Raw genomic sequence first — 19,950 nt, forward strand, 5'->3', positions numbered from 1 at the left:
GTTCGGTGCGTCCAACGCACCGAACGCCACATTGGGTGCGTGGAATCGGGGCCGGACGCGGAGCGTCTCCGTTGAGGGTGGCGGTGGGGGCAAGGGCGGAGCACCCAATGCCACATTGGGGCGCTCGGGTGAGGGTCAGCGGGTACAGCGGATGGAGGCACTGCCCCAGTAGTAGCCGGGCCCGAGGCGGGACGAATCGGCGAACAGCAGGACGCACTGTTCGTTGGTGAAACCGGCGATCAGCGCCTGGCGGCGAGCGGCCTTTTCCGCTTCGCGCTTGGCTTCCTTGGGGCTGTTCTCGAGTGCCATGTCGTTGAAGACCCGCTCTTCCAGCACGTGCACCGTGCCGGTGGGGGCGGGCGCGGCCTGCGCGGCGGCCGGGACGAGGACGGCACATCCGGCGAACAGCGCGGCGACGGCACCGCGGACGAGGATCGAGGCCATGATCGAGCTCCTTGCTGATTGTCGCGTGACTTCCGCCCGCTCCGGACGGAAGGAGGATCGGGACGGCGGCGCCGTCCTCCGTGGTCAGCCCTGGCAGGCGATGGTCACCGTGCCGTACCAGGTACCCGGGATGTCGCTGGCCCGGACGCTCGAGTTGTTCACGTGGCACTGCGAGCGTCGGTATCCGGCCGCGGCCGCCCGGTCGTAGGCGTAGCCCTCCGCGCGGATGGTCGCGGCCTCCGGGGTCACGTCGAGCGCGGTGGCGGTGAACGAGGCCGCCTGGGTCGCCGAAACCGGTTGTGCCATCGCGATGCCGCCGGACACGGCCACCCCCGTCGCCACGCCTACGGCCACGACCGCGGCGCCGAACATCTTTTTCATCGTGTCTCCCCCTTCGCTCCTGGTCACGCACCGCGAGGTGCCAGCCATTGTGGTCAACACCCTCGCCGGTCATTCATTTCAGCTAACGTGACGAGCACAAGCTATCCACACGCGACGCAGACTGTCAACTGAGATGAATACGAACTACATTCCATTCATCTCCGCTTACGGCCTGTCGCCTACCGGTACCGAGGCGGAGATGACCGACGAGCAGGACCGCGCACCGGCGGAGGGCACCCTCGGCGAACGGATCGACCGGCTGTTCCAGGTGGTCCGCCGTCCCACCGGCGAGCAGCACAGCCACGAGGAGGTGGCCCGAGCCTGTCGCGAGAGCACCGGCGAAAGCTTCTCCTCGGCGTACCTCTGGCAGTTGCGCACCGGACGCCGGACCAATCCGACCAAGCGCCACCTGGAGGCCCTCGCCGGGTTCTTCCAGGTCCCCCCGGCGTACTTCTTCGACGACGAGCGGGGCACGGCGATCGCCGAAGAGCTGGAACTGCTCGGCGCGTTGCGCAACAACGCGGTGCGCGAGGTGGCGCTGCGCGCGGTGAACCTTTCCGAGGAGGGCCTCGGCACGGTCGCCGACATCATCGACGCCATCGAGCGCCGCGAGGCGCGGCGTACCGGCGGCGAGCGGCCGCGCGACCGGAGACCGGGAGAGTGACCGTGCGCCGTTCCCGCGACGCGCTCCTGCGCGCCTGCGAACAGATCGTGTCCACAGTAGACATTCCGGACCCGTTCGACGTCACCGCGTTCGTCGCCGGTGTCGCCGCGGTACGGGGACGGCCGATCGAGCTGGTCCCGCTGGCCGCCAGCCGGGGGACGCCGTGCGGTCTGCTCGCCGCGACCGACCGGGCCGACTACGTCTTCTACCGCACCGACACCAGCCCGCTGCACCAGGAACACATCCTGCTGCACGAGATGGGACACCTGGTGTGCGGCCACACCGGCTCCGGGGAGCTGTCCGAGGCGATCGCGGCCGCGCTCCTGCCGAACCTGTCCGCCGCGCTGGTCCGGCGGGTGCTCGGCCGCACGGTCTACGCGCGGCGGCAGGAGCAGGAGGCGGAGCTGGTCGCCTCGCTGATCATGCACCGGGTCCGGCGGCGGGTGCCCGGCACGCCGGTGAGCGGCGAGCTGGCGCGCCTGCGTTCGGCCTTCGGTTCGGGGGCAGGGCGGTGATCGGCTACTACGGCGCCGCCCTCCTCGTCCTGATCAGCGCAGGCAAGCTGGTCACCGCCCGTCGGGCGCCGATCGGGCCCGGAATGCGCTGTCTGCTGGGTTTCTTCCTCAGCATGGCGGCGGCGCTGGCGATCTCGGCGGACCCGACCATCCGGCTGGTGCTGCCCGGGGATCCGCCACTGGCGGCCCTGCTGTGCCGGCTGGGAAGCAACGCCCTGCAGCTGCTGGCCGTGCACCTGCTGCTCCGGCTGGCCCGTACCGTCGAGGCGCCGGTGCCGAGGACCCGGTGGTGGCCGCTGCCGCTGTGCTGGGCGCTGCTGGCGATGTGCGGCGCGGACATCGCCGCCCACCTCGACCAGGTGGACGCGCCCGGTTTCGGGTTGCTGCCGGGCCTGATCGGCTATCAGGTGACGCTGGTCGGTTACGCGGTCTGCTGCCTGACGGGATTCGTCCGCGTGCTCACCCGGCATGCCCGCCGGTGCCCGAGGGGCAGCTTCCGCACCGGCCTGCGCGTGATCGTGGCGGCCGCGGCGGCGACCGTGGGGTGGGCGCTGTACTCCGGGCTGCCCAGTCTCTGGCTGCCGCTGACCGGGCTGGGCGGGAACTTCCTGCCGCTCAGCCGGATGCTGGGCCTGGTGGTCGTGGCGCTGTGGTTCGCGGGCGTGGTGCTGACCACCTGGCAGGGCGTGGTGGAACGGCCGCTGCGTGGACTGGCCGCGCGGCGCGGGATCCGCGCGGTGACGCCGTTGTGGTCGGTGCTCGTGGCGGCGCTGCCCCAGCTGCACCTCGCCCCCACCGCGTGGCACGGCGCCGAGTTCTCGCTCTACCGCAGGCTGATCGAGATCCGGGACGGTCTGCTGGCGCTACGCGGGCACGTACCGCCGGAACTCGCGGAGTGGGTCCGCGAATCGGCCCGGCGGCACGCCGCCCCGGCGGACGAGCCGACCACGACGGCCGCCGGACTCGCGGCCGCGCTGGTGGCCAGGGAGCACGGCCGCGGCTGGCCGGAACCACCCGCGGCGCCCACCGCCGCGACGCCCAGTATCGCGGCGGAAACCGCGTGGCTGAGCGCGGTCTCGGCGGCGTTCACCCGGTCACCGGTGGTCGCCGAGGTCCGGGACCGTGCCGTGGCGGCCTACGCCACGCCCGCGCGGAACGGCCCGTCTCCTGGGTGAACCGGGCCGGCTCACAGGTCCACGACGAGCCGAGGGGTCAGCGCGCGGGACACGCAGGCGTACATCCGGCCCGCCGGGGCGCCGATGTCGTCCCGGTGCTCGGGTTCCCCGTCGAGGACACGGAGTTCACAGCTGCCGCAGACACCTTCACGGCAGCCGGACGGGACGGGGTACCCGACGTGGGTGAGCGTGTCCAGCAGTGATTCGTCCGCCGGGACCCGCACCGTCCGGCCCGATCGGGCGCACGCCACCTCGAACTCGGTGTCGGGGGCGAAGGTCCGGGCCGCCGGGCGGAAGCGTTCGAGGCGCAGGCGCCCGGCGGGGAACGCGGCTTCGACCGCGTCGAGCATCGACGCGGGGCCACAGCAGTACACCAGCGCACGAGGGCCGGTTTCCGCGGCGAGGGCGGCGAAGTCCGGCCTGCCGCGTTCGTCCGTGGCGAAGACGCGGACGCGGTCGCCGTGGGCGGCGAGGAGTTCGTCCGCGAACGGCATCGTCGCGACGGACTTCCCCACGTACACGAGTTTCGCCGGGACGCCCGCCGCGACGGCGGCCCGCAGCATCGGCAGGATGGGAGTGATGCCGATCCCGCCGGCGAGGAACAGGTACTCCGGGGCGGGCACGAGCGGGAAGTGGTTGCGTGGCAAGGAAACCTGGAGGGGCCTGCCCCGACGCAGGAACAGGTGGACGTACTCCGAGCCGCCCCGGCTGAGCCGGTCGTGCCGGACGGCGACGCGGTAGCTCGCGCGGTCGGCGGGGTCGCCGCACAGCGAGTACTGGCGGGTCAGCCAGTTGGGCAGGTGCAGGTCGATGTGCGCCCCCGGCTCCCAGGGTTCCAGGGGGCCGTCGGCGCCGCGCAGGACGAGGGACACGACGTCCTCGGCGACGCGGTCCACCCGGTCGAGAACGGTTTGCTGCATGGGAAGGATCACCTTGGGCGGGTCAGTAGAGCTTGCGGTAGGCGTCGGCGAGCTTGTCGTCGATGAGCGCCGGGTCGATGTCGAGGCCGAACTGCTCGGCGGCCATCGTGCCCGCCGAGGGGATCTCCTCGGCGAGGGCCTGGCTGGCGGGGTCCCACAGGCGGGAGCGCAGCAGCGCGCGTCCACAGTGGAAGTAGGCCTCCGCGACCTCGACAATGATGGCGAGTTCCGTTTCCTTCGCCTCGGTCCGCATCCGCGCGAGCACGTCGGGTTCGTCGGTGACGTAGCCGCTGCCGTTGACCCGCATGGTCTCCGGCAGGCCAGGGATGAAGAACAGCAGCCCGACGCCGTCGTTCTCGGCGAGGTTGCGGAAGGAGTCCGCGATGTGGTTGCCGGGGCGGTCGGGGATCGCGAGGGTGCGCTCGTCGAGGACCTTCACGAACCCCGGGTAGTCGCCGCGGGGCGAGCAGTCGGTGCGGCCGGCGGCGTCCGCGGTGGCCAGCGCCAGGAACGGGGAATGGGCGATGAACCGGCGGAAGTGCGCGTCGATGTGGTCGCGGATCTTCAGGCTGCTCAGCTCCGTCGGCGGGCCGAGCCGGGCACGGACCTGTTCCGGCGTCACCCGCCGGTACCGCGTGCTGGTCTGCGTCATCACTGGCTCCTTCGGGATGCGACGGAGGCTGTCCTTCTCCTGATCGTGGGCGTGCGCCCCACGTCCACACAGGTCATGGCACAATTATGAGCAATTATTCGCTTCTCGCGCTACTCGCGTTCGGGCGCGCTCAGGAGGTGTCGTGTCGTCGGGTGAGCAACGGCTCCAGCCTCGTAAGAAGCCGCGTCAGGTCCGGTCCGAGCTGATGCGGCAGCGCATTCTGGACGCGGCTGCTCGCGTTTTCGCCGAGCACGGGTACGCCGCGGGGACGACGAACCGGATCGCGGAGCTGGCCCGGATCTCGGTGGGTTCGCTGTATCAGTACTACCCGAACAAGGACGCGATCCTGCTGGAGCTGGTGACGCGGCACATGGACGCCGGGGTGGCCGCGACGGAGCGGTTGGAGCGGGAGGAGTTGTCCGGTCCGCTGGCGGAGGTCATCCGGGTGTTCGTGCGGGCGACGATCGACAATCATCTGGATGATCCGCAGTTGTTGCAGGTGATGCTGGAGCAGGCGCCGCGTTCTCCCGCGCTGCGGGAAAGGGTGGCGCGGCACCAGAAGAGCCGGGTGGCCTACGCGAAGGATCTGCTGGACCGGCATCCGGAGGTCAGGGTGGCGGACACGGAAACGGCCGCGCGTCTCATCGTCTCGACGGTCGAGCTGGTGGTGCACCAGCTGATCGCGGCGCCCGACCCGGTTCCCATCCCCCGTTTCGAGACCGAACTGACCGCCATGCTCACCACCTACCTGACCACCCCGCCCCCCGAAAGCCGGACGCCGAAGGCGACAACGCCGGGTCAGGACCAACCATCGAAGGTCGGAATGCCGAAGGCGACCAAGCTGGTTCGGGAGTGACCGCGCCGTGGGGGTCCGGGGGGCTCGGCCCCCCGGGTCAACACACCCCACGAGAGAGGGGGAAGGAGGAACTCCGAACACAAAAACCCGAGTGGTGCGCGATACTGGGATTGAACCAGTGACCTCTTCCGTGTCAGGGAAGCGCTCTCCCGCTGAGCTAATCGCGCGTGCCGTCGGCAACGGGGAGAACTATAGCGGACCCGTTGCGGGCGGTGCCGCCGGGGGCGTCTCCCTGGTGCCGTCGGCGTGTCCGATGTGGACGAACCGCCAGGGGGTCACCGAGTGGTGCTGAAGGACGCCTTGAGTGCGTTGGGCGCGCTGAAGGACGCCTTCAGCGCATCGAGCGCACCGAAGGCGTCCTTCAGCACACCTCGGCCGCCGGATTTCACCCGCGCCGGACCCATGGCGTCGAAGGTGATCCGGGGTTCGGTGTCCTTTGTAGACATAACGGCGACGTGACCGAAGTCACCGGCGCTCACCGGACCGGTTGGTTATAGCATCAATACTGTTCTAGCCGTATAACCATCAGGGAGTGCCGTGTCCGAGCTGAGTCGTGGCCGCCGGTTCCTGGTGCTGGGAATCTGCAGCCTGTCGCTGTTCATCGTGGGCCTGGACACGACGATCGTGATGCTCGCCCTGCCGGACATCCAGCGTGACCTCGGCTCCTCGGTGACGGGCCTGCAGTGGACGATCGACGGCTACACGATCACGCTCGCCAGCCTGCTGATGCTGGCCGGCTCCACCGGGGACCGGCTGGGCAGGCGCCGCACGTTCCAGACCGGGCTGGCGCTGTTCACGATCGGCTCGCTGCTGTGCAGTGTCGCGCCGAGCACCGGCTGGCTCGTCGTGTTCCGGATCGCCCAGGCGGTGGGCGGGTCGATGATGAACCCGGTCGCCATGTCGATCATCACCAACACCTTCACCATCCCCAGGGAACGCGCGCAGGCGATCGGCCTGTGGGGCGGCGTGGTCGGGCTGAGCATGGCGCTGGGGCCGGTGCTGGGCGGGGTGCTCGTCGCGGCGGCGGGCTGGCGCGCGGTCTTCCTGATCAACCTGCCGATCGGCGTCGCGGCGATCGTGCTGACCGCGGTGTTCGTCCCCGAGTCGAAGGCCGCGCGGCCGCGGCGGCTCGACCCGGTCGGCCAGGTGCTGGTGATCGCGCTGCTGGGGAGCCTCACCTTCGGCATCATCGAAGGCAGGCACCTCGGCTGGACCTCGCCGTGGATCGTCGGCTGCTTCGTGGTGGCGGTACTCGCCCTGCTCGGCATCCTCGGCTACGAGCGGCGCCGGACCGAGCCGCTGCTGGAACTGCGCTTCTTCCGGAGCGTGCCGTTCTCCGGGGCCACCGTCATCGCGGTGTGCGGCTTCATGGGACTCGCCGGGTTCCTGTTCCTGAATTCGCTTTACCTGCAACAGGTCCGGGGGTTCAGCGCGCTGCACGCCGGGCTGCTGACCCTGCCGATGGCCGTGCTGGCCGGGGTGCTGGCCCCGGTGTCCGGGCGGATCGTCGGTACCAGGGGGCCACGCCTGCCGCTGGCGGTCGCCGGGATCGGCATCACCGCGAGCGCGGTGCTGCTGACCACCGTCGTGCCGGACACCCCGATCCCCGTCCTCGTCCTCGGCTACGCGCTGTTCGGCATCGGGTTCGGCATGCTCAACGCGCCGATCACGAACACCGCGGTGTCCGGGATGCCCCGCGAACAGGCCGGGGTGGCCGCGGCGGTCGCCACCACGAGCCGTCAGGTGGGCTCCTCGCTCGGCGTGGCCGTGCTCGGCGGCGCGGGCGCGGCGGGCTGGTGGGTGATGGCCGGGTGCGGCGCCGTGGTGCTCGGCTTGGGTATCCTCACCACCGGCCGCTGGGCGCGGCGCACCGCGTCCGCGGTTCCTGCCGCCGCCCCCGATCCCGAGCCGAGGAGCGCGGTGACCACCTCATGAGCGAAAGCGCCGGGCGCAGCTGGCAACGGATGCGCTCGCTCGTGCTGGAGTCCCACGACCGGCGCCCGCGGGTGGTCGCCGAGCTGGGCATGAGCTTCATCCGGATCAAGGCGCTGCGGAGGGTGGCGCGCGGGCCGCTGACCATGACCGAGCTCACCGAGCAGCTGTCCACCGACAAGCCGTACACCACCCTCGTCGTGGACGATCTGGAGGAGCGCGGGCTGGTCGAGCGCTCGGTCTCCCCCACCGACCGCCGCCGGAAGATCGTCACCATCACCGCGGCGGGCCTCGACGTTTTCGCGACGGCCGAGCGCATCCTCAACGAACCACCCGCCGAACTGCTCGCGCTGGAGCCGGGCGAGCTGGCCGAGCTGGACCGGATCCTCGGCAAACTGGCGGCCGGGGCCGCGGACCACGGGTCCTGAACATCCACTGTGGACACCCAGGGGCCGGGTGTCATCGGGATGTCACGCGAACGTCATGGTCGCGCGCCTAGGCTGCGGACCGGTGCCTGGGGCTGAAGGAGAAAACTGTGACGGAGCTGGGGCAGTCCTCGGCCGTTTCGCGCTCGATCGCGGGCCGGTACACGCTGCGCGAGGAACTGGGGCGAGGCGGTATGGGCGTGGTGTGGCGCGGCGAGGACGCGGTCATCGGGCGGCAGGTCGCGGTGAAGGAGCTGCTGCCGCCGCCGGGACTGGCCGAGCCGGAACGCGCCGCGCTCACCGAGCGGGTCCTGGCGGAGGCAAGGGCCGCGGGCACGCTGAATCACCCCGCGGTGGTCACCATCCACGACGTGGTCGTCGAGGACGGCGTCCCGTTCATCGTGATGGAGCTGATCGAGGCGCCGACGCTGCACGACCTGGCGGCCGCCGGGCCGCTGCCCGCGCAGCGGGTGGCGGAGATCGGCAAGCAGGTCGTCGGGGCGCTGGCCGCGGCGCACGCGGCGGGGATCGTGCACCGCGACATCAAGCCCGCGAACATCCTGGTGGACGCGGACGGCCGGGTGAAACTGACCGACTTCGGCATCGCGCGGGCGGACGGCGATCAGCGGGTCACCGCGACCGGGGCGGTCGTCGGCTCCCCGGCCTACCTCGCGCCCGAGCGGATCCAGGGGCAGGCGGCCACGCCCGCCACCGACCTGTGGTCGCTCGGCGTGACCCTGCTCGCCGCGAGTGAGGGCGGCGAACCGTTCCACCGCGAGAACACCGCCGCCACGCTCTACGCCGTGCTCAACGAGCCCGCCCCGCTGCACCGGACGCACGGCCTGCTGGCCGAGGTGATCGGCGGCCTGCTGGCGAAGACGCCGCACGAGCGGCTGACCGCGGACCGGGCGGGCGCGCTCCTCGCGCACGCGGCGAGCCCGGCGGGCGCCACCACCGTGGTCGCCGGTCCCACCGTGACCACCCCGGCTCCCCCGCCCCAGGCCTGGTGGCCCGGTCCGGCGCCGGTTCAGCGGGCACAGCCGAACTCCACGGCCGCGATCCTGGTGGGCGTGGCGTCGGTCGTGTTCGGGGTGTACCTGCTGGCGGACGCCCTGCTGATGCACCAGCTGTACCTGCTGGCCGAGCTCAGCTTCTCCCCGGAGTTGCTGCTCGGCCGCCTCAGCATCGTCTTCGGCGGGCTGGCCGCGCTGGTCGGCGGAAGTCTTCTGCTCGCCAGGGTTCGCGCGGGACTGGGCGTGGTCACGGCCTCCGCCGGGCTGACGCTCCTGTTCGTCTGTCTGCTGACGCTGTCCGCCGAGGAGCAGCGCGATCTGGGCTACCCAACGCAACCCGGGCTCACTCTGGACCTTCTCGCGCTGGCGTTCGCCATCGCACTGGTGGCCGTCGTCTGGCTCCCGCCGGTGCGCCGGAGCCTGCGCTGAAACGCCGACGCCCGGACGCGGGGAGGTGCGTCCGGGCGTCGGCGGCCGGGGGGGTCAGCCGCGCCGGTACTCCTCCCAGGTCACCTTCTTGACCGCCGGGCCGTCGTCCCTGCCCCGGCCGGCCAGCCCGTTCATGCCGAGGTAGTAGTCGCCGGTCTGGTGCTGGGCGCCCGAGGACAGGTCCGGATCGGAGATCGCCATCGCGTGGATGTGGTACGCGAAGCCCTGCGCCGGTGTGCGCAGCCACGCCGCGAACCCGACCTGCCGCAGCGTCTTCACCACCGTCGTGCGGGTCGCGTCCGACAGGCCCGACACCGAGATGTCCATCGCGCCACCGCCGTCGTGCGTGCCCGCCGACGCGCCGACGCCGCCCGGGTTGTACGAGCCCTGCGTCAGGCCGAGCTGGCGGCCCAGCTTCTTTTCGGCCTCGGCCAGCATGGCCTTCGTCCGGGTGTTGAGGGTGACGCCGTGGTAGGTCACGCGGCTGCCCGCCGAGATCGCGCCCGACACGGTGAACCGGCCGGCGCCCAGCTTCTCCAGCGACGTCTTGCCGGGCAGGCCCGAGGCGTCGAGCCCGGTGTAGCCCAACGACTTCTGGTACTTCGAGTACGCCGTGATCGTGGTGGTGCCGAAGTAGCCGTCGACGTACTTCGCCTCCAGCAGCCCCTTCGCCTGCAACGCCTGCTCCACGAGCAGGACGCTGTCGTGCGCTCCCGGAGTCTGGGTGCTGTCGGCGCGACGCGGGTCGATCTGCGCGGCCTTGAGCACGGCCTCCATGTTCGTGGCGGGCAGCGCCGCGGTGGCCGCGCCCGCCTGGACCGGGACGGCCACGGCGAGCGCCGTGGCGGTGAGTGCCGTCAGCACGGCGGCCTTGGTGAGCATCGCTGACCTCCACTTTCTCCGGATCGGACACCGCAGAGGATCACGACGCGGGATACAAAGGACGTACAAACGACGCGATGCCACCCGTCCGGGTGAGACGGTCCGCCCTACCGCAGGAAGTTGTTCAGGCTCGGCGCGACCGGCACCAGCGCGGCGCTCGTCTCGGCGGGCGGCGCCGTCCAGAACGACGCGCCCGCCTCCGCCGGTGGCCGGCCGGAGCAGCCCGCGGACAGTACCGCCGCGAGCAGCGCCTGCCGGTCGCCGTGGGACCGGCACCGGTCCCCGCACCATCCACAAGGGACGTTCAGCCGCACGGTCACGGCGGTCAGTTCCCCGGCCGCGACAGGCGGAGGAACTCCTCCTGCTCCCGGTCGTAGCGGCGGATCAGGCCGTTGCCGTACCGGTCCCACCAGTTCTGCGTGTGCCCGTTCTGCCGGGTGGTCGTGTCGCCATAGACCTGCCGGTCGTATTCGACGCGGGCGTCGTGGAACTGCTGCTGGAACTGGTCCGGGGTCAGGCCCTGGACGTGGCGGATCGTGTCGGCGTCCAGCGAGCGCGCGCTCCGCACGATGTCGTCGCCGGCCATGTGGTTCAGGATCGCGCGGACGCCGCCCGCCCCGCGCATGTGCGCGCCGGACATGATCGCGGCCTGGGTGCCGGGATCGGTGAAGTTCAGCGCGCCCGCCTGGCGCGCGTTCTCCGTCATCAGCTCGGTCACCACGGCGTGTTCCTCCGCGCTGCCGAGGCCGAACTCGCGGCGGGCGGCCATGATCCGGTCGTAGCCGTTGTGCATGCTCCGCCGGAACCCGTACGCCTCCGGCACGCCGCCCTGCTCACCGGTCGCGCCCTCGGACCGCATGATCGAGTCGACGACGCGGGAGTCCAGCTGTCCCGGCGGGACCGAGGCCACCGGCGCGGCAGGCGCGGCGGCGCCACCGCCGTGCGACGCCTCCCGCCCACCGCCGTAGCCCTCGGCGACCGCGCCGTCCGCGTCGGCGTACGCCTTGGCCGCGAGCTGGACGCCGCCGTTCACCTCCTGCACGAGGTGGAGGAACCTGCTCAGCGCGCTCCCCAGCTGCGAGTGCAGCGCGGAGTTCGTGGCCGCGACGCTGCTGCCGATCCCGGCGAAGGACAGCGCGTCGAGCACCAGCGTTTCGAGATCGCGGATCGCCGAAAGCAGGGAAACCCCGATCCCGTCGACCGTCTTGGCCACCGTCCCGACCTCGGACGGCTGCACCCGGTAGGCCCCAGCTGTCATGCCCGTCTCCTCTCCGCGCCAGCGTTGCACGTCGAGGATTCCGCATCGGCGGCCCGGCACCCACGGCCGAATTACCCACTAGGCACGGACCAGGACGACGTGATCCTTACCAGCACCCGGCGCGGCGAACACGAGTCCACAGAGGACGGTCACGCCGGGCCGAGGCCCAGTTCGCCGAGCAGCGCGCCGATCCGGCCGGTCTCCGCGTCGTCGAGCGGGAGCAGCGGCGGACCGGTCCGCGCGTCGGCGATGACCCCGCGCAGGGCCACCGCCGCCTTGAACGCGCCGAGCGCGCCCGCGGTGTGCCCGATCCGGCCCCGGTCGGCCACCGTGGTGATGGAGAACAGCCTGGCCAGCCGGTCCTGTTCGGCCGTGGCGGCCGCGAAGTCGCCTTCGGCCGCGGCGCGGTACAGCCGCAGGTAGCCCGCGGGGTCCACGTTGCCCAGTCCCGGCACCAGCCCGGCCGCGCCGAGCTGGACGGCGGTGTCGGCGAACAGCTCGGACCCGGTCAGCGCGGGCAGCCCCGGGACCCGGCGCAGGATCTCGCGGAACGCGGCGAGGTCGCCGCTGGAGTCCTTGAGCGCGACGACGGCCCCGGTTTCCGCGAGCCGTTCGACCAGGTCCGGGGTCAGCCGGGCCCCGACCGCCGAGGGGATGTCGTAGGCCACCACCGGGATCCCGATCGCGTCCCGGACCGCGTGGAAGTGCGCGAGGATCTCGTCCGGGTGTGGCTGGACGTAGTAGGGCGCGGTGACGACGACGGCGTCCGCGCCAAGGGTTTCGGCGGCCCGGGCGTGCGCGATGACCTGCCGGGTCCCGCTGTCGACCGCGCCGACCAGTACCGGCACCGCTCCGGCGACCTCGGCCACCGCGGTCTCCACGACCACGCCGCGCTGTCCGGGATCGAGCAGCGCGACCTCGCCGGAGGAACCGCACAGGAACACGCCGTGCACCCCGGCGTCCAGCTGGAAGCGGACGAGCCGGCGCAGCGAGGCGACGTCCACCTCGCCGTCGGGACCGAGCGGGGTGAGCAGCGGGGGGACGACACCGTGCAGCCGCAACGAGTCAGTCATGAACGAGGAAACCTTTCTCGAGAGTCATTCGACGGTGGTGAGGGCGGGCTCGCCGGTGGGGGCGCGCCGGGACAGCCGCGCGGGGACGTCGAACCCGACCAGCAGCGCGGTGAGCAGGGTCAGCCCGGTCGCGAGCAGTGCCAGCGCGGTGCCGAGCCCGAGGTGCGCGGCGATCTGCGTGCCCAGCACCGGCGCGACCGCCCCGCCCAGCGCCCCGACGTTGTAGGTGAAGCCGAGCCCGGCGGCGCGCAGCCGGACCGGGAAGTGGTCACCGATGTACTTCGGCAGCAGCCCGGCCACCCCGGCGCCGGTGGCCTGGAGCGCGAACAGCAGGACGCACACGAGCAGGAAGTTGCCGGGCCCGATGGCGAACACCGGGAAGACGAACACCAGCGACAGCAGCAATCCCACCACGTAGGTGCGCCGGGTGCCGAACCGGTCCCCGGCCAGCCCCGCCACGCAACAGCCCAGCGCGTAGCCGAGCCCGGCCCAGGTCAGCGCGCCCGCCACCTCGCCTGCCCCGTAGTGCGAGACGGTCTTGAGATAGGTGGGCAGCAACGACTGGATCGGCCACGAGAACAGGAACGCGCAGAACACGGTGACCATCAGCGCCACCGCCATCGGCCAGTCCCGGCCGCACAGCTGCACCGCGAACACCACGAAACCCAGGACGGACAAGGAGATCCACAACCACGACAGCCCGCCCGACGAACCGGAGAAGATCAGCACCAGCGCCACCGCGACCACGACACCGAGCACGGCGTTGACCCAGACCCGGCGGCCGGACAGCAGCACCGACGCGCTGGTCCCGCCGGCGCGCCGCCGCGCCACCTCGCGCGTCCAGTCCGCCGCCTCGGGCAGCGACCGGCGGATCCACAGGGTGAGCAGGACCGGGAGGATCCCGAGCCAGAACAGCCACCGCCAGCCGAGGTCCGGCACGATCAGCCCGTAGGCCTGCGCGGCGAGGACGTTGCCGACCGGGAACGCCGCGAGCAGGAACCCGCTGGCCCGGTTGCGCAGCGAAGCGGGCCAGCTCTCCATGACGTAGGTGGTGCTGGAGCCGTACTCGCCCGCCATGCCGATCCCGACGATCGCCCGGAACACGAACAACGACCAGTAGCTCCAGGCGAAACCGCACAACGCGGTGCCCACCGCGTAACACAGGATGCTGAGGATCATCGCGGGACGGCGGCCGAACCGGTCCCCGATCGCGCCGAGCAGGAGCCCGCCGAACCACCGCGACACGAACGCGGCGGAGACCAGGCTCGCCGCGCTCGCCAGGGTCAGGTGCAGCGAACCCGCCAGCTCGGTCAGCACCAGCGTGATGATCACGAAGTCGAAGCCGTCCAGCAGGTAGCCCAGCCAGGCCGCGCCGAACGCCTTCCACTGCCCGCGATCCAGCCGCCGGAACCAGGGCACGCCCGGGGAGATCGGGAGGTCCACGTCGCTCACCCTCTTCGTCGATGGTCGCGTGCAGTCGTAGGACGTTGGACGTCTTACGATGGATGGGTACCGTAACCCACGAACCGAGGAGGGAGCAACGGTGCGACCGCTGCGCAGCCAGGAGCTGGTCGAGTCGATCATCGCGCTGATCGACCGCGAGGGCCTCGGCGCCGGGGACCCCCTCCCCCCGGAACACAAGCTGATGACGGAGTTCGACGCCGCCCGCAACTCCGTGCGCGAGGCGGTGCGCACACTCCAGGCGCTCGGCATCGTCGACATCCGCCACGGGCACGGCACCTTCGTCGGCACCGCGAGCATGACGGCGCTCATCCCGTCGTTGCTGTTCCGCACCAGGGCCCGCTCCCGCGAGGACCTCAGCGGACTGCACGACCTGATGGAGGTCCGCCAGATCCTGGAAACCGACCTGACCCAGCGGGTCGCCGCGCACCCGCCCGCGCACCTGCTCGACGCGCTGCAGGAGTGCGTCGAGCGGATGCGCGTGCCGGGCACCGCCCCCGCCGCCGACCGGGAGTTCCACCAGTTGATCGGCGCGGCCGCGGGCAACGATCTCGCACTCGAACTGATCCGGCTGTTCTGGGAGGTCTACCAGCAGGCCGAGTCGCTGGTCGGCCCCACACTGTCCACTTCGGACACCCTGGTCGCCAAGCACCAGCGGATCGTCGACGCGATCCGCGGCGGGGAGCGCACCGCCATCACCGAGGCGGTGCGCCACCACTTCGACGAGATCCGCGAGCGGATCGAGGCCCGCGAGGGCAGGCCGGTCAGCGGGCCAGCAGGTCCTTGAGCGCGGCGTCGATGAAGTCGACGTCCACCGGGTTGTCGCCCCCGCCCGCGAAATGGCCCCAGACCCCGGGAATCACCCGGTGCTCGGCGTCGGCGATGTACTGGCACGCCCATGCCTCGTCCTCGGGCGGGAAGTACAGGTCCTTCTCCGCGGGCAGCACGATCCCCTTCGCGGTGATCGAGCGCAGCGCGGCCACCGTGTCGCCGTCGAAACCGGGCGTCCTGCCGACGTCGGCGTGCTGCCAGGTCCAGAGCATGGTGAGCAGGTTGTTCGCGTCGCGGTCGTCGAGGAAGAACCCTTCCCAGAAGCCGACCAGGAAGTCCTCCAGCGAACTGTACCCCATCTCCCGGTAGACCTTGTTCCAGTAGAACGCCTGGGAAAAGCCCCAGCCCGCGTACACCCGCGCCGCCGCGCGCAGGCCCTTGACCGGCGGCTGGTCGTACCACCCGCCGCGGAAGGCGTCGTCCGCGGTGAGCGCGGCCTTGACCCCTTCGAGGAACACCTGGTTGTGCTCACTGGTGACCGACGAACCGCAGAACGGCGCGAAGCGCTGCACCATCTCCGGATGGGACACCGCCCACTGGTAGGTCTGCCCCGCCCCCATGGACCAGCCGGTCACCAGCGGCAGGGTCCGGATGCCGAAGTGCTCGGTCACCAGGCGGTGCTGGGCCTCGACGTTGTCCCACATGGTGACGTGCGGGAAGCGGGCCCGGTCGTACGGCGGCGGCGTGTTGCTCGGTGAGCTGGACAGGCCGTTGCCCAGCATGTTCGGCACGATGACGAAGTACCGCGACGGGTCGAGCGCGCGGCCCTCGCCGATCAGCCACTCGTTGTCCCAGTGGCGGCCCGAATACCAGGTCGGGTAGACGATCGCGTTGTCCTTGGCCGCGTTGAGCGTGCCGTAGGTCTGGTACGCCAGCCGCGCGCCGCGCAGTGTCGCGCCGTGCTGCAGGACGAAGTCGCCGAGTTCGAAGATCTCGTAGTCGTGCACCGGGTCCACCTTTCGTGTCAGGCCGCGGTGCCGGCGACCACGACGCCGCCCTGCACGACGTGCCGGAAGCGCTGCGGTTCGGCCAGCACGCCGAGGTCGGCCAAGGGATCGTCGTCGAGCACCAGCAGGTCGGCGTGCGCTCCCGGGGCCAGCGTGCCGATCTTGCCGGTCAGGTTCAGCAGCTCCGCCGCCGTCGAGGTCGCGGACCGGATGACCTCCAGCGGGGACTGTACTTCCCCGCGCAGCCGGAACTCGTGGTTCTGGTGCCGGTGCATGCCACCGAGCAGATCGGTGCCGTAGACCAGTTTCACCCCGCCGCGCACGGCCCGTTCCAGCGCCGCCATGCCCGCGCCGAGGACGTCGTCGACCTTGCGCCAGCTGCCCTCCGGCAGGCCGTGCTCGCGGCCCTCCTCCTTGAGCGCCCAGTAGGTGACGAGCGTCGGCACCAGGAACGCGTCGTGTTCGGCGAACAGCTCGACACTGCGGTCGTCGAGGAGGTTGCCGTGTTCGATCGAGCGGACACCGAGTTCGAGCGCGCGGTTGACGGCGCGGGCGGTGTACGCGTGTGCGGCGACGTAGCGATTGGCCGCCTCGGCCTCCTCGACGATGGCGCGCACCTCGTCGGCGGAGTACTGGATCGAGTCGATGCGGTCGGTCGGCGAGGCCACACCGCCGGAGGCCATGATCTTGATGTGGTGGGCGCCCTTGCGCAGCTCGTCGCGTGCCGCGGCGCGGACGGCGTCCACCCCGTCGGCGACCCGGCCGAGTCCCGCGCAGCACGGGTGATCGTCCTGGACGGTGGCGCCACGGGTACGGCTGTCGCCGTGTCCGCCGGTCTGGCTCAGCGCTCGGCCGCAGAACAGCAGGCGCGGGCCACGGAACAGACCTTCCGCCTGCGCCTCCGCGAGACCGTAGTCGGCGCCGGAGGCGTCGCGGACGGTGGTGAAACCGCGATCGAGCATCCGGCTCATCGTGCGGGCGCTGTGCGCGGCCACATAGGACGGTGAGGACGAGGGCAGCGAGCCCAGGTCCGCGGTCGAGGCGGTGACGTGCACGTGCGCGTCGATCAGCCCCGGCAGCACGAACGCGCCCCGCAGGTCCTCGGTCCGCACGTCGGCCGCGGCGAGGCCGGGCCCCACCTCGGCAACGCGGCCGTCGGCACACCGCAGGTCCCCCTCGGTGTACTCCCCCGTCAGCGGGTCGAGCAGCCGGGCGTTGCGCAGCAGCAACGATCCGTTCACTTGTCCTCCTTTTCTTCGAGTTCCCGCAGCGCCGGGATCGCCGACGCGGCAAGGGACTGGGCCGTCCGCACGGAATCCTGGTCGTAACTGCCTTCCGCGTCGAGGATGTTGAGCACGCCGAGCGTCCGCCCGTCCTCAACCACCGGCACGTTGATCACCGCGCCGCAGCCCAGCTCGGCGATCAGTTCGTGGTCGGCGAAGATCTCCCGCACCGCCGCGGAGTCCGGCCCGAGGTAGGGCCGCTGCCCGGTGATACAGCGGGCGAGCCAGCCCGCGGCGACCTCGACGGTCTTCTCGCCGCCGACCGGGTACTGCTCGGGATGGCTGCTGTACACCCGCCGCAGCGCGCGGCGTTCGGGCACCCAGGCGAGCACGGTGAACAGCCGCGCGCCGATCGTGGCGCGCACCTGTTCCTCCACAGTGGACAGTGTCACTTGGTCATCTCCTTCGCGGTGGCCACCGGGGCACCGTGTTCGGTCAGTTCTTCGAGCGAGCGGCCGGCGGTGGACAGGCCGAACACGACCACGCACACCACCCCGGCCACCAGCACGGCCGTGGTGAGGCCGAAGACACCGGCGAACCCGAGGCTCGCCGCGGACAGGCCGATGATCGTCGGCGCCAGGATGCTGCCGACCCGGCCGAACGCGCTGGACAGACCGGTACCGCTGGCGCGGATCCAGGTCGGGAACACCTCGGGGGTGTAGGAGTACACGCCGGCGTAGGTGCCGTTGAGGAAGAAGGACAGCACCGCCCCGGCCAGCGTGATGGCCAACGGCGCGTTCATCTGACTCAGCCAGAAAGCGCTTACCGCCGAGCCCGTCAGGTACAGCGCGATGGTGTGCTTGCGGTCGAGCCGTTCGGACAGCCAGGCGGCGGAGAAGTACCCGGGCACCTGGGCGAGGTAGATGATGATCGAGAACTCGAAGCTCTTGGTCACCGTGATCCCGCGGTCGACCAGCAGTGTCGGGATCCACGAGAAGAAGCCGTAGTAGGAGAACGTGATCACGAACCAGACGATCCAGATCACCGCCGTGCGGCGCGCCATCGCGGGGCTCCACAGGAACTTCAGCGCGCTGAAGAGGTTGACCTTCGGCGTCTGCGTCGCGGGCTGGGCGTCGGCGGCGGGGACCGGGGGCAACGCGGTCCCGGTGGCCTTCTCGACGTCGCGCTCCAATGTGGACACGACGCGTTCCGCCTCGGCGTCCCGTCCCTGTGCGAGCAGGAAACGCGGCGATTCGGGCAGGGAACGGCGCCACCACAGCAGCATGACGATCGGCAGCGCGGTGATCAGCTGCGCGACCCGCCAGCCCTCCGGCATCGACGGCACGACGAAGCGGCCGATCAGCGCGGCCGCCACGAAGCCGAAGGAGAAGAACCCGGCGAGCGCGCCCACGAACCAGCCGCGCCGCCTGGCGGGGACGAACTCGGACAGGAAGGGCGCGATGATCGCGCTTTCGGCCCCCGCGCCCGCACCGGCCAGCACCCTGGCACCGAGGAACACCTCGTAGTTCGGGGAAAACGCCGCGACGACCGAGAACACCGCGTAGAAGGCCAGCGCGTACATCATGACCTTCTTGCGGCCGATGCGGTCGCCGAGCAACCCGGCGGCGATCGCGCCGAACAGGAAGCCGAACGGGGTCGCCGATCCGATCAGCCCCAGCTGCCCGTTGTCGAGATGCCAGACCGCCTTCGCGCTGGGCAGCAGGAACGCGACTATCGCGGAGTCCATCCCGTCGAAGGTGTAGCCGAGCCCGCCGATGAGCAGGAGTTTGTAGTGCGGACGGCTGAGCGGGAGCCGATCCAGTCGTGCCAGCAGCGTCATGGGGAACGCCTTCCGTGTCCGGCCATCGAGAGTGTGGACAACGTATACTGCACATCCACAGAACTGCAACGGTCTTTGCAAGTGGTCCTGTCGGTACCGTGCGTTACGGTGTGCCCGGTCGAGGGAGGCGCTGAGGTGGCGGAAACGGGGACCGACGACGGTTTCGAGGCGTGGCTGCGGGACCGGCTGCCCGGACGGGGGCTCCGGCCGAAGTCGGCCGCGGTGCTCGAAGTGCTGGTTTCCCAGCCGAGGCGGGCCTCGTTCGGCTCGACGGCCGAACTGGCGCAGCTCGCCGGTGTCAACGTCGCGACCGTGACCCGCACGGCGCAGGCGCTGGGCTTCGCCGGCTGGCCCGCCCTGCAACAGGAACTGCGGGCGCGCTACCTGTCGTCGCTGAGCGCGCCGCAGGTCGCCGAGGAACACCGCGGCGTCGACTCGCCCGGCTCGGCGTCGCTGCGCCGCGACCTCGACAGCCTCGCCCTGCTCAACCGGCGGTTCGACGAGGAGGTGCTGCGCGAGGTCGCCCAGGCGATCGCCGCGGCGCGCCGCACCGTGGTACTGGCCGACGGCAGCTACGCCGCCGTCGGAATCGCCTTCGCGCACAACGCGCGGCTCGCCGGGTACGACGTCCACGCGGTCACCGCGGGCGACGCGGAACTCGCCAACGTCATCGCGAAACTCACCGCCGGCGACGCACTGGTCGCGATCAGTTTCTGGCGCCTGTACGAAAGCACGGTCCGCGCCGCCAACGAGGCCAAGCACCGGGGCGCGCGGGTCTTCGCCGTCACCGACGCCGCCAGTCCCGCCCTCGCGAGCGCGGCGGACCGGGTGCTCATGGTGCCCGCCGAGGGCGTGACGTTCTTCCCGTCCCTGACCGCGGGAATGGCGCTCGTCCAGGCCATCGTCGCCCAGCTGGCCGCGGTGGACCCGGTCCGCACGAGCGGGTCCATCGAGGCCGCGGAGGCGATGTGGTCCCGGTTCGACCTGCTGCACCGCCGCCCCGGTGGAAAAGGGGCGTGAACGCCGCTT

At 71.3% G+C, this 19,950-nt stretch carries 23 protein-coding genes and 1 tRNA gene; 9 read left to right on the forward strand and 15 right to left on the reverse strand.

Going from position 1 to position 19,950, the window contains the following annotated elements:
* Window positions 1-135 precede the first annotated feature (135 nt).
* Both ABD987_RS37500 and ABD987_RS37505 read right to left on the reverse strand, forming a co-directional pair.
* Window positions 136-444: a hypothetical protein gene (locus ABD987_RS37500; RefSeq protein WP_345405767.1), complete on the reverse strand. Its 309-nt coding sequence runs from the start codon at window positions 442-444 to the stop codon at window positions 136-138.
* An 84-nt stretch (window positions 445-528) separates the two neighbouring features.
* Window positions 529-825 carry a hypothetical protein gene (locus ABD987_RS37505; protein ID WP_345405770.1) on the reverse strand — a complete coding sequence of 99 codons (297 nt, stop codon included), beginning with the start codon at window positions 823-825 and terminating at the stop codon, window positions 529-531.
* 199 nt (window positions 826-1,024) lie between these two features.
* Between ABD987_RS37505 and ABD987_RS37510 the strand changes: the two genes are divergently transcribed.
* Genes ABD987_RS37510 through ABD987_RS37520 form a run of 3 tightly spaced genes read left to right on the forward strand, consistent with a single transcriptional unit; the run spans window position 1,025 to window position 3,179 of the window.
* On the forward strand, window positions 1,025-1,489 hold the full coding sequence (locus ABD987_RS37510) for an XRE family transcriptional regulator (protein WP_345405773.1): 465 nt from the start codon (window positions 1,025-1,027) through the stop codon (window positions 1,487-1,489).
* Window positions 1,490-1,491: 2 nt separating this feature from the next.
* A complete protein-coding gene (locus ABD987_RS37515) occupies window positions 1,492-2,004 on the forward strand; it encodes a hypothetical protein (RefSeq protein ID WP_345405776.1) in 513 nt (170 codons plus the stop codon).
* Window positions 2,001-3,179, forward strand: coding sequence for an MAB_1171c family putative transporter (locus ABD987_RS37520; protein WP_345405779.1), 1,179 nt, complete (start codon window positions 2,001-2,003; stop codon window positions 3,177-3,179). Before ABD987_RS37515 ends, ABD987_RS37520 begins: the two co-directional genes overlap by 4 nt.
* Before the next feature lie 11 nt (window positions 3,180-3,190).
* Here ABD987_RS37520 and ABD987_RS37525 read toward each other — a convergent pair whose 3' ends face one another.
* Complete coding sequence (locus ABD987_RS37525; protein WP_345405782.1) at window positions 3,191-4,099, reverse strand: PDR/VanB family oxidoreductase; 909 nt, start codon at window positions 4,097-4,099, stop codon at window positions 3,191-3,193.
* A gap of 22 nt (window positions 4,100-4,121) precedes the next feature.
* A complete protein-coding gene (locus ABD987_RS37530; protein WP_345405785.1) occupies window positions 4,122-4,751 on the reverse strand; it encodes an MSMEG_1061 family FMN-dependent PPOX-type flavoprotein in 630 nt (209 codons plus the stop codon).
* Window positions 4,752-4,893: 142 nt separating this feature from the next.
* Between ABD987_RS37530 and ABD987_RS37535 the strand changes: the two genes are divergently transcribed.
* On the forward strand, window positions 4,894-5,607 hold the full coding sequence (locus ABD987_RS37535) for a TetR/AcrR family transcriptional regulator (RefSeq protein ID WP_345405788.1): 714 nt from the start codon (window positions 4,894-4,896) through the stop codon (window positions 5,605-5,607).
* Window positions 5,608-5,699: 92 nt separating this feature from the next.
* Here ABD987_RS37535 and ABD987_RS37540 read toward each other — a convergent pair.
* Both ABD987_RS37540 and ABD987_RS37545 read right to left on the reverse strand, forming a co-directional pair.
* Window positions 5,700-5,774, reverse strand: a tRNA-Val gene (locus ABD987_RS37540).
* A 108-nt stretch (window positions 5,775-5,882) separates the two neighbouring features.
* The gene (locus ABD987_RS37545) at window positions 5,883-6,086 is read right to left on the reverse strand and encodes a hypothetical protein (RefSeq protein ID WP_345405791.1); all 204 of its coding nucleotides are present in this window, start codon (window positions 6,084-6,086) and stop codon (window positions 5,883-5,885) included.
* 58 nt (window positions 6,087-6,144) lie between these two features.
* Here ABD987_RS37545 and ABD987_RS37550 point away from each other — a divergent pair, with 58 nt between their 5' ends.
* The 3 genes from ABD987_RS37550 to ABD987_RS37560 all read left to right on the forward strand — a co-directional run bounded on the left by ABD987_RS37550 (window position 6,145) and on the right by ABD987_RS37560 (window position 9,406).
* Window positions 6,145-7,542: a DHA2 family efflux MFS transporter permease subunit gene (locus ABD987_RS37550; RefSeq protein WP_345405794.1), complete on the forward strand. Its 1,398-nt coding sequence runs from the start codon at window positions 6,145-6,147 to the stop codon at window positions 7,540-7,542.
* Window positions 7,539-7,967, forward strand: a complete 429-nt coding sequence (locus ABD987_RS37555; protein ID WP_345405797.1) for a MarR family winged helix-turn-helix transcriptional regulator — start codon at window positions 7,539-7,541, stop codon at window positions 7,965-7,967. Before ABD987_RS37550 ends, ABD987_RS37555 begins: the two co-directional genes overlap by 4 nt.
* 107 nt (window positions 7,968-8,074) lie before the next feature.
* Window positions 8,075-9,406, forward strand: a complete 1,332-nt coding sequence (locus ABD987_RS37560) for a serine/threonine-protein kinase (protein WP_345405800.1) — start codon at window positions 8,075-8,077, stop codon at window positions 9,404-9,406.
* Window positions 9,407-9,460: 54 nt separating this feature from the next.
* On the opposite strand, the gene ABD987_RS37565 is transcribed toward ABD987_RS37560, so the two are convergent.
* The 5 genes from ABD987_RS37565 to ABD987_RS37585 form a co-directional block, all read right to left on the reverse strand.
* Window positions 9,461-10,288, reverse strand: coding sequence for a peptidoglycan-binding domain-containing protein (locus tag ABD987_RS37565; RefSeq protein ID WP_345405803.1), 828 nt, complete (start codon window positions 10,286-10,288; stop codon window positions 9,461-9,463).
* Window positions 10,289-10,395: 107 nt separating this feature from the next.
* Window positions 10,396-10,608, reverse strand: a complete 213-nt coding sequence (locus ABD987_RS37570; RefSeq protein ID WP_345405806.1) for a hypothetical protein — start codon at window positions 10,606-10,608, stop codon at window positions 10,396-10,398.
* A gap of 5 nt (window positions 10,609-10,613) precedes the next feature.
* Window positions 10,614-11,546, reverse strand: a complete 933-nt coding sequence (locus ABD987_RS37575) for a hypothetical protein (protein WP_345405809.1) — start codon at window positions 11,544-11,546, stop codon at window positions 10,614-10,616.
* A 149-nt stretch (window positions 11,547-11,695) separates the two neighbouring features.
* Complete coding sequence (locus tag ABD987_RS37580) at window positions 11,696-12,619, reverse strand: dihydrodipicolinate synthase family protein (protein WP_345405812.1); 924 nt, start codon at window positions 12,617-12,619, stop codon at window positions 11,696-11,698.
* 24 nt (window positions 12,620-12,643) lie between these two features.
* Entirely contained in the window at window positions 12,644-14,062 is a 1,419-nt protein-coding gene (locus ABD987_RS37585; protein WP_345405815.1) for a sialate:H+ symport family MFS transporter, read from the reverse strand.
* Window positions 14,063-14,162: 100 nt separating this feature from the next.
* Between ABD987_RS37585 and ABD987_RS37590 the strand changes: the two genes are divergently transcribed.
* Window positions 14,163-14,867, forward strand: coding sequence for a FadR/GntR family transcriptional regulator (locus ABD987_RS37590; protein ID WP_345405818.1), 705 nt, complete (start codon window positions 14,163-14,165; stop codon window positions 14,865-14,867).
* Here the strand turns inward: ABD987_RS37590 and ABD987_RS37595 are convergent.
* From ABD987_RS37595 to ABD987_RS37610, 4 genes are read right to left on the reverse strand one after another with little or no spacing between them, the layout of a single operon-like run.
* Window positions 14,845-15,867 carry an alpha/beta fold hydrolase gene (locus tag ABD987_RS37595; protein ID WP_345405821.1) on the reverse strand — a complete coding sequence of 341 codons (1,023 nt, stop codon included), beginning with the start codon at window positions 15,865-15,867 and terminating at the stop codon, window positions 14,845-14,847. The genes ABD987_RS37590 and ABD987_RS37595 overlap by 23 nt on opposite strands.
* An 8-nt stretch (window positions 15,868-15,875) precedes the next feature.
* Entirely contained in the window at window positions 15,876-17,099 is a 1,224-nt protein-coding gene (locus ABD987_RS37600) for a metal-dependent hydrolase family protein (protein ID WP_345405824.1), read from the reverse strand.
* Window positions 17,096-17,533: a GAF domain-containing protein gene (locus ABD987_RS37605; protein ID WP_345405827.1), complete on the reverse strand. Its 438-nt coding sequence runs from the start codon at window positions 17,531-17,533 to the stop codon at window positions 17,096-17,098. Before ABD987_RS37605 ends, ABD987_RS37600 begins: the two co-directional genes overlap by 4 nt.
* On the reverse strand, window positions 17,530-18,921 hold the full coding sequence (locus ABD987_RS37610; protein WP_345405830.1) for an MFS transporter: 1,392 nt from the start codon (window positions 18,919-18,921) through the stop codon (window positions 17,530-17,532). Before ABD987_RS37610 ends, ABD987_RS37605 begins: the two co-directional genes overlap by 4 nt.
* 135 nt (window positions 18,922-19,056) lie before the next feature.
* On the opposite strand from ABD987_RS37610, the gene ABD987_RS37615 reads away from it, so the two are divergent.
* Window positions 19,057-19,941, forward strand: coding sequence for a MurR/RpiR family transcriptional regulator (locus ABD987_RS37615; protein WP_345405833.1), 885 nt, complete (start codon window positions 19,057-19,059; stop codon window positions 19,939-19,941).
* Window positions 19,942-19,950 lie beyond the last annotated feature (9 nt).

It is taken from the genome of Amycolatopsis samaneae (genome assembly GCF_039541975.1).
GTDB lineage: Bacteria > Actinomycetota > Actinomycetes > Mycobacteriales > Pseudonocardiaceae > Amycolatopsis > Amycolatopsis samaneae.

Bases quoted from the DNA above. Each gene is read 5' to 3' on its own strand.
- ABD987_RS37500 (WP_345405767.1), bottom strand. From the start codon at position 444: ATGGCCTCGATCCTCGTCCGCGGTGCCGTCGCCGCGCTGTTCGCCGGA.
- ABD987_RS37505 (WP_345405770.1), bottom strand. From the start codon at position 825: ATGAAAAAGATGTTCGGCGCCGCGGTCGTGGCCGTAGGCGTGGCGACG.
- ABD987_RS37510 (WP_345405773.1), top strand. From the start codon at position 1,025: ATGACCGACGAGCAGGACCGCGCACCGGCGGAGGGCACCCTCGGCGAA.
- ABD987_RS37525 (WP_345405782.1), bottom strand. From the start codon at position 4,099: ATGCAGCAAACCGTTCTCGACCGGGTGGACCGCGTCGCCGAGGACGTC.
- ABD987_RS37530 (WP_345405785.1), bottom strand. From the start codon at position 4,751: ATGACGCAGACCAGCACGCGGTACCGGCGGGTGACGCCGGAACAGGTC.
- ABD987_RS37555 (WP_345405797.1), top strand. From the start codon at position 7,539: ATGAGCGAAAGCGCCGGGCGCAGCTGGCAACGGATGCGCTCGCTCGTG.
- ABD987_RS37565 (WP_345405803.1), bottom strand. From the start codon at position 10,288: ATGCTCACCAAGGCCGCCGTGCTGACGGCACTCACCGCCACGGCGCTC.
- ABD987_RS37575 (WP_345405809.1), bottom strand. From the start codon at position 11,546: ATGACAGCTGGGGCCTACCGGGTGCAGCCGTCCGAGGTCGGGACGGTG.
- ABD987_RS37580 (WP_345405812.1), bottom strand. From the start codon at position 12,619: ATGACTGACTCGTTGCGGCTGCACGGTGTCGTCCCCCCGCTGCTCACC.
- ABD987_RS37610 (WP_345405830.1), bottom strand. From the start codon at position 18,921: ATGACGCTGCTGGCACGACTGGATCGGCTCCCGCTCAGCCGTCCGCAC.